The following is an 8,421-nucleotide window of genomic DNA, read 5'->3' as shown; positions in this document are numbered from 1 at the left end:
GTTGAAATTCTCTGGATGTGTTGGTTCTGAACATAGTGAAACCTTCCTTCGGAATGCTTTTTTGTTTCAATTCAACAAAAAAAGGCTGTTGACCTTCTTTTGTCAACAGCCTCGTCACTTTTATTTTATTCAATACATTTGTACTTATTCTGGTCTTTCCGCCTTATTTTCATTAAGATAGAGAGAAGAAGGTGAAGCGAGATGACACAAGAACAGTATTTAACCATTGGCTCTCAGGGAGAAACAGAAATCACGATTCAGAAATCACGATTTATCTGCAGGGCAAAACATGTCACTTCGGAAAAAGAAGCGCAACAATTTATCCATGCCGTCAGCAAGCAGCATTGGGACGCCACTCATAACTGCTATGCTTATCTGGTTTCGGAAAACATCCAGAAGTTCTCTGATGACGGAGAACCGGCCGGTACAGCAGGACGTCCGATTCTGGAAGTGATCCAGGCCAAACAATTGCAGCAGACAGCCATTGTCATCACCCGTTATTTTGGCGGCATAAAACTGGGAGCTGGCGGGCTGGTACGGGCATACAGCCACGGGGCTTCAAGAGCGATCGAAGCAGCCGGAATCATCAAATGCCAATTGCATCAGCAGATCATTTTCACTTTTGATTACAGTTTTATGGGAAAAATGGAGTATGAGTTTAACCGCGGGAACTGCCTGCTTGAGCCTCCGAAATTTTCGGATGTAGTCACCTGGGCTGTATGGCTTCCGGTTGGACAGGAAGAACACTTTATCCAGCAAGCAAAAAACCGGACTAACGGACAAACTGAAATAAGTCTCGGAAAACAGGAATTCAAGCAACTTCCTGTTGAAACATAAAAAAGATCCCATGATCCCGCTCTTTTTTGTCTGATGAAGGGGATGATGGGGTCTGTTTGCACTATCGTATCAACTGTTACTCCGAGTTTACATTTCGTTAACAAAGCGGCTACTTCCAACTATCCCGGGAACGAATGGCGTATAATAAAAGTACAATAAACGTTCTGGAGGTGCGCAACATGGAGTACATGGTAGCAGGCAAGTCTTTTTGGATTGGTGTAATTAATGCTTCTTGTTTAAGCGTGCCGTTATGGTTCTTATTGTATCTTTGCCTGAGAATCATTTTTTAATTTTGCCGGTAACATCAGCGCACCTGAATGATGAATAAATGCGTGAGTCCGACGACAATTGACGCTTTCCATAAATAAGAGATGCCATAATTCAAATGGCATCCATTTTATTTTTAACGAGCTCCGTTTCCAGATACAACTACCCAAACCGTACGAAGCAATATTTGCATGTCAATTTTAAACGACTGATTTTGGATATAATACATATCCATCTCAAACTTTTCAGCAGGTGTTGCTTCATAACCACCATTGACCTGAGCCCAGCCCGTAAGTCCTGGTTTGACCAGCAGACGTTTTTTGAAACCGGGGATCTCCTTATCAAATTGCTCTGTAAAGACAGGACGTTCCGGCCGAGGGCCAATCAAACTCATGTCACCCCGCAAAATATTGATCAATTGTGGCAGCTCATCAATCCGCGTTTTCCGGATAAATTTACCTACTCGAGTGACACGCGGGTCATTTCTTGAAGCCCATTGGGGTCCATTTTTCTCGGCATCTGAACGCATCGAACGCAACTTGATGATATTAAATTTTTTCCCATTCAGGCCTACTCGTTCCTGTTTATAAAAAACGGATCCAGGGGATTCCAGTTTGATTGCGATCATGGTAAGAACGAGTACAGGCAGGGTAAAGAGCAGTAACGCAATGGAAAAAACAATTTCAAAACTCCGCTTGAAAAACGGATAAAAGGAATAAGTCCGTCCAGACAAAACGCCCGAGCTGCTCTCGTAGGTTAATTTGGAACGCATCCGCTATCCACTCCTGCTGTGTATAATCAGAATCCATTTTGCGCATGTGTAAGTTCAATTAAGTTTACAAAAATAACAGTAACATTACATTAATGTTTCAAACTGGTTACTGTAAACCAGTATACTTTAGAAACAGCTGGATGACAATAGGTATTTTGTTAAAAAAGCAAACCCGGCCTGGATTCTGTGGGCAAAAACACATTGTCATTGCATGCCTGGGCTTATTTTCTACATTTTTTTGTCTATTTTACGATATTTGTTCTGATAATATTCGTAGGTTTTGCTGAGCCCTTCCTTCAAAGTGTATTCTGGCTGCCAGTTCAAGGTTGAACAGGCTTTCTGATTGTCAAAATAACTGTGTTTGATATCTCCAGGCCGGTCGGGTCCCGTCAATTTATTATTCTGGTAAGAAGCGATTTCATCAAACAACTCCAATACCTGATTGAGCGAAGTCCGGACTCCGGTACCAATATTCAGTATTTCCCCGTCCCCCGCCGTGAGCGCAGCCAAATTGGCTTTTGCCACATCTTCAACATAAATGTAGTCCCGGGTCTGTTCTCCATCTCCAAATACGGTAAACGGTTCGCGATTGAGGTATTTGTCCACCAAAATGGAAACTACCCCTCCTTCACCTCGCGGGTCCTGCCGCAGTCCGTATACATTGGCATAACGAAGGACCGTATAGTTCAACCCATATAAACGGGAGTAAACTTCCAGATAATGTTCCACCGTATGCTTTGAAATTCCGTATCCGGAAAGCGGAGCGACCGGATGCTTCTCATCAAGCGGGAGATAATCAGGATTTCCGTACACCGCTGCCGATGAAGCATAAACAATTTTCCTGACGCCGGTTTTGCGGCAAGCTTCCAGGATATTGACCGAGCCCACAATATTGATGTTTGCATCCAGAATCGGATTTTCCACAGAGGTATTCACATGAATTTGGGCAGCCTGGTGAATGAGCGCTTCCGGCTTTTCCTTTTCAAATAAATCAACCAGTCCGGGATCAGTGATATCCATTTGAACCAGTCTGGCATCAGGATGAACCTGTTCTTTTTTTCCTGATGAGAGATTGTCGATTACAACCACCTGGTCTCCCCGTTCTGCCAGCAGGTCTACAATATGGGAACCAATAAAGCCAGCCCCACCTGTTACGATTATTTTCATTGAACAGACTCCTCTCTCGAGAATTCTCAGGTTTGCACGGGTTATACATTCCTGTTTATCTTACCAATTACAACAGGGCAAAGCAAAGAGATTAGTCGTGAACGGTATGTCAACAATTTATCGCCAAATCCCTGTTAAAAACAAATTATATTTATATAATTTTATTATGATTTGGCAAAAATTCTTTAAACAACCCGGTCTTTTTCGGGAACTGTTATTAACTTTGGAATCGCATCCCGTTTTCATGGAAAACAGAAAATCGTGGAATCATACCAATAATTGGGATAACCTGGAGTGCAATTGCGTATTATAATGAAAAATAATATAATAAATAAAATTAAAAACATCTGTGAGGGTTTCAGAAAATGAAAAAATGGATCCTGCGTTTGTTATCATTTTCGATCCTGATTCTGGTTTTAGCAGTTGTCTATTTCGGATATCAAATCTGGTCAGCAGCAAACCGGTCTTATGTCCCTCCAACCCAAACAAAATCAGACAAGCGGGATACCGCTGTAACAATTCACAAAGACCCGGTTGCCATTCTGTTGTTGGGGGTGGATGAACGTGAAGGAGACCGGGGGCGTTCAGATACCATCATGATTGCCGCCATTAATCCACACGAACAGGATGTTGTGTTAACCAATATTCCGCGCGACACACGCGTTCAAATTCCCGGCAGAGAAGGAAAAGACAAGATTAACCACAGTTATGCCTATGGCGGTGTCGATTTGACACGCAAAACGGTGGAGCATTTTCTGGATCTGCCCATTGATGGATATATACAGATCAATATGCAGGGCCTCAAAAAAATTGTTGATGAGCTGGACGGGATCGATGTCGAGATTCCATTTGACTTCTCCTATGGAGGGTACACTTTTGAAAAAGGGCACATGCATCTAGACGGCGATCAGACCCTTGCATTTGCCCGTATGAGAAAGGAAGATCCGACTGGCGATTTTGGCCGGATCAAACGGCAGCAGGAAGTGATTCGGGCCATCATCCGCAAGGGAACCGACTGGACAACCCTTACCAAGCTGGATGATGTCATGGATGAACTGGGTAACAATGTGAAAACCGATATCGCCCCGTTCCAGCTGTTACAGCTGCAAAATGCATATTCCAACCTGCCGCGCAAAAACATCGAAACAGTCAGCTTTAAAGGGAAAGACGCAAGAATTGGCGGCGTTTACTATTTCAGGATATCTCCGGAAGAAGTTGCGCGCGTGCGAAGCATTCTTGCCGATCAGCTGGATTACCAATCACCCGGTCAATCACTCAAATAAAAAAAGAGCCCTAAGCCATGAGCCATATATGGTTTAGGGTTCTTCGATCAGTCCAGTAATTCCTTATACAATGAGAGCAATTTTTTCTCCTCAACATGCCAGTTATAACGTTCCTCATGGGCTTTTCTCGCATCTGCGCCCATTTTTCTCCGCAGATTTTCATCACTCAGGATTTGCTCCACTTTTTGTGCCATATCTTTCGGATTCAGAGCATCGGCCACCAAACCGCAGTTGCTCGATTCGACAATTTCCTTCCAAAGAGGGAAATCGGTAACCACCATAGGCAAACCGGCCGCCATGTATTCAAACATTTTAATGGGCAGCGACTCACGGTAATTCTCAATTGGATGGAGACAAACCAGGCCCACTTTCCCTTTTGCCAGCCATTTCTGCACTTCGGCAAAAGGAATGCGTCCATGCAGACAGATTCGTTTCTGTTCCAGTTCGGTCCGGTTTTGGTCTTCAGGTGCTATATGCTGCAAGGGACCAATTATGTGGAGTTCTGCCTGCAAGGCTTCCGGCAGATAATCCATCATTTCAATCATTTCCCGATAACCGCGTAAATAGGAAACGCCTCCCACGTACAAAATCCGGGTAATTCCATCATCTTTCCTGTCAATCTCAGGCATGGACAAAGGATAATTTTTGATGACCTTCACTCTCTTCACTTTTTTGAACTGATTCCGAATCGATTCCGTCGCTGTAATTACAGCCGCCAAGCGGCGTGCCAAACCCTTTTCCACCACTTGCACAAACCTGGATAATGGACACCTGAGTTTCCCGGGAATCCATGGTTTTGTCTGAATCTGCTTGGGTAAATCCTCATGTGAATCATAGATGACCGGACAACCAGTTCGCCACGCCAGCAGTACTCCCCATGGCAACAATTCCGGATCGTGAAAATGAAAGAGATCGGCACCACTCCTTAAGGCACGCCGATAAAGTTCCCAACCAATCTTCAGTCGCTTCCATTTCTTGTTTACACGCCGGACACCAACAATTTTTACACCATCTTCCACTTTTTCATCAAAGTCGGCAATGGCATGGAGTTCAACCCGATATCCATTCCTGGCCAATGATTTAGCTTGTTTGTGAAAAATCCGCGAATCATCATAAGGGTGAACGGAACTGAAAATCATTACTTTTGCAGACACCACCAGCTTCTCCTTTCCTCACACTCCCTAAGAAGCCGTCTCTTCATTCAGTGCAGAGTGCTGTTTTTTCTGATTTTCCCCGATTGCAATTACGGCAAGTCCGATCCCGTAACAGATCCACATCGGGGTATAATGGATTGCGGTACTCGGCGCCATTCCGCCAAAGAAATAACCTGTCAAACAGCTCAGGGCTGCATACGAACCCCAACGAATCAATGGACTTACCTGCGGGGACTTTTTGAGGTCAAGCAACCTCCATAACCGCCAAAGCATCCAAAAGTAAAGGGACATGTAAAAGATAAAGATAATGATGCCAAAATTGACCAGAACCTCGCCCCACCAGTTGTGCATATTGATTTTGTTTACTTTGGGCGCGTCTTCCATGTAAACTTCAACATTTCCGGGGCCTACGCCTATATAATGGCTTTTATGAAGGAAATAAAGCCCGTTTAAAATCAGGTATTTGCGTACCGTAGCACTTTGACCGGTATCCCCTTCAATGATTTCATCATCTCCCTCATTCACGTTCCAGGAACCTTTCTGGATATCCATCAAAAAGCCAAAAGTGCTCGACAATTTTCCTTTTGCCTGTTCTCTTGCTTCATCATTCAGGAAAACCATACTCAGGCTATTGGCCAGTATAAAAGCCACCAAAACGGCAATAATCCCTTTAAATATGTTTTTCCCAGTCAATTTGCTGCGGTCCACCACTTTGGGAAGCAGTACGATCAGCGGCAATGAAGCCAATGGCAAGGCAAAAAACGTGTTGCTGCGCGATCCGGTTGCCAGGAGGGTATAGATTGCCAGAATCCCGATGATATAGATAAACCATTTGTGTTTCCGCTCCAGTTTTAACATATACAAGGAACTGGCCAGGAACGGAAGCCCCAGGGTCACACAGGTAGCCAGGTCATTCTGGTTATGGAAAAACGAGGTAACGGTTGCCGACAGATTGCCGAATACGCTTGAACTGGGCAAATGAATCAAGGTAATTGATTCAAAGACGGCAAACAGGATGATTCCGGAAAAAACCCAAAACAAGAGCCGCTGTGTTTTCCAAAATTTCTCTTCCGATTTCAGGAAAAATGGAAATGAAAGTGCAAGAGGCAGCATCATTCCCAGTTTGAAGAGGTAAACAACACCTTTGGAAAGGCTGGCTGACCACGACAAGGCGATTACTCCGTAGGCAAACCAGAACAGAAAGAATGCGCCATACCACCGTACAGGATACATATGGAATGTTTCCAGATTTTTTTCAGAAGCAAACCGGATTGCTATTCCTGCTGCCAGCAACAGAAAAGCAACGCGAAAAAAAGTCAAATTAAAATTGTCTGATATAGGTACGCCCAAAGTGGGCCCCAAAAGAGCAAAAGCTATCATGAGGTAAAACAAATTATCCAAACGCTTCTGCTTAGAAAACAACAGTTCGCTCACCAACTCTCACCCTTTTCCTCCTGGTTTGGGTAACAAGTGACTGATCCGATTCAGCGAAGAGACGGAAAACAGTCCCGTTGCGAACACTGATCCCGTTGTCACTCCGAAAGCTAGCAGGTAATAAATCCAGGCACTGTCAATCTCATGCCATTGCACCCAGGTTACACCAATCATTGCAATAAAAAAGACAGCCAAATACATCATGATTGAACGAAAGCGGAAATCAATCGGATATACTTTCTGATTTTTAAGATAGACCCAGACAATTACAAACAAGTATGCCAAAACGGTCATTGTCACTGTTCCCCAAATACTGAAAACAGGTACAAGGAGCAAATTTCCGGCCAGGTAAATGACCGCTGCTATCATAAACCCGTATGAAATCACTTTGGTCTTCTTCTTGATCAACAAACCGACCCCGAAAACATTATGCAATACATTAAACAATGTTCCAAGGGATAATGCCCATACATAAATATACCCCGATGCCAGCGACTGGTCATTCCGTCCAATAATATACAGATTGTAGATAGGCTTCATGAAAAATGCCAGAATCATCACAATGAGCGTTCCGACCACAAGCAGGGCCCGCCCAACCAAACCGAACAGTTGCGGAGCGTCTTCCCGTTCCTTAATGGACATGGAAAACGGACGCCATGCCAATTGAAATGGAGAGGTTACCAAAACAATGATGCTTGCAAGCCGTACGCAAGTTTCAAAAATATCGGCACTGAGCAGGGAATCGATATGGTACAGAATGGGACGGGATACAGAAGTCATAACCCAAAAAGCCAACAATGTCGGCAATAAAGGTGCCCCATATTGAATCAAATCAGTCAGATGTTTGCGTGAAAACCGAAAAACAAATTCCTTGCGAAATAGAATAATCAGAATCAGCGCAACTGTCAATTGGCCGATCAATTGTCCATAAAATATCCCCATTACACGCATATCATAAACAACAACAAACATGACACTCAACAGATTGGAGCCAATCACATAGGCCATGCTGAATATATTAAACATCCAGACCTGACGGTTATACCTGGCATATCCCAGAATGTGCTGAATGATCACCGCTCCAAAAGTTGCCAAAAATGCAACGGGTAACAAGTTGGCATAATTCCGCGGACTGTCATAAATCCATTCAGATAATGGAGCCCCGAACAGGAAAGCAAAAATTGTAAAAACAAGACAGGCTCCGGCACTGTACACGACAGCGTTCGTAAAATAGACGCGCCTTTCAGTCAGGTTTTTGGCATCATAAAAATAAAAAGCCATCGCCATATCGGTCCCCAAAATACTCAAATAGGTCAAGATCAGCGTGATCGTATTTGTGAGTCCCCATTCGGCGATTTCTCCTTCTCCGGTCAAAAAAGCGACGTAGATGGGGCCAAGCATGGCCGCAACCACCTTGTTCCCCATCGTCGCAATTGCAAATGCGGCAGAATCTGAAAAAAGCCGTTTAATATATTGTTTCATGTTAAAACAACACCTCTACCTGATT

Annotated in this window: 7 protein-coding genes; 2 read left to right on the top strand and 5 right to left on the bottom strand. The window is 43.9% G+C overall.

Features of this window, described 5'->3' with window-relative positions; genetic code table 11:
* Positions 1-201: 201 nt before the first annotated feature.
* Positions 202-837: a YigZ family protein gene (locus H2C83_RS12100; protein ID WP_181741069.1), complete on the top strand. Its 636-nt coding sequence runs from the start codon at positions 202-204 to the stop codon at positions 835-837.
* Positions 838-1,240: 403 nt separating this feature from the next.
* On the opposite strand, the gene H2C83_RS12095 is transcribed toward H2C83_RS12100, so the two are convergent.
* On the bottom strand, positions 1,241-1,876 hold the full coding sequence (locus tag H2C83_RS12095; RefSeq protein ID WP_181741067.1) for a sugar transferase: 636 nt from the start codon (positions 1,874-1,876) through the stop codon (positions 1,241-1,243).
* Between the two features lie 228 nt (positions 1,877-2,104).
* On the bottom strand, positions 2,105-3,043 hold the full coding sequence (locus H2C83_RS12090; protein ID WP_181741065.1) for an NAD-dependent epimerase/dehydratase family protein: 939 nt from the start codon (positions 3,041-3,043) through the stop codon (positions 2,105-2,107).
* A 365-nt stretch (positions 3,044-3,408) separates the two neighbouring features.
* Between H2C83_RS12090 and H2C83_RS12085 the strand changes: the two genes are divergently transcribed.
* The gene (locus tag H2C83_RS12085; RefSeq protein ID WP_181741063.1) at positions 3,409-4,326 is read left to right on the top strand and encodes an LCP family glycopolymer transferase; all 918 of its coding nucleotides are present in this window, start codon (positions 3,409-3,411) and stop codon (positions 4,324-4,326) included.
* 47 nt (positions 4,327-4,373) lie between these two features.
* Here the strand turns inward: H2C83_RS12085 and H2C83_RS12080 are convergent, their stop codons facing one another.
* From H2C83_RS12080 to H2C83_RS12070, 3 genes are read right to left on the bottom strand one after another with little or no spacing between them, the layout of a single operon-like run.
* The gene (locus tag H2C83_RS12080) at positions 4,374-5,480 is read right to left on the bottom strand and encodes a glycosyltransferase family 4 protein (protein ID WP_181741061.1); all 1,107 of its coding nucleotides are present in this window, start codon (positions 5,478-5,480) and stop codon (positions 4,374-4,376) included.
* Positions 5,481-5,507: 27 nt separating this feature from the next.
* On the bottom strand, positions 5,508-6,914 hold the full coding sequence (locus H2C83_RS12075; RefSeq protein WP_181741059.1) for an O-antigen ligase family protein: 1,407 nt from the start codon (positions 6,912-6,914) through the stop codon (positions 5,508-5,510).
* Positions 6,915-6,920: 6 nt separating this feature from the next.
* The gene (locus tag H2C83_RS12070; protein WP_181741057.1) at positions 6,921-8,396 is read right to left on the bottom strand and encodes an MATE family efflux transporter; all 1,476 of its coding nucleotides are present in this window, start codon (positions 8,394-8,396) and stop codon (positions 6,921-6,923) included.
* Positions 8,397-8,421 lie beyond the last annotated feature (25 nt).

It is taken from the genome of Thermoactinomyces mirandus (assembly GCF_013868055.1).
Lineage (GTDB): Bacteria > Bacillota > Bacilli > Thermoactinomycetales > Thermoactinomycetaceae > Thermoactinomyces > Thermoactinomyces mirandus.
The sequence above is the reverse complement of the archived record's forward strand: the minus strand, read 5'-3'. Positions and strand labels throughout refer to the sequence as shown.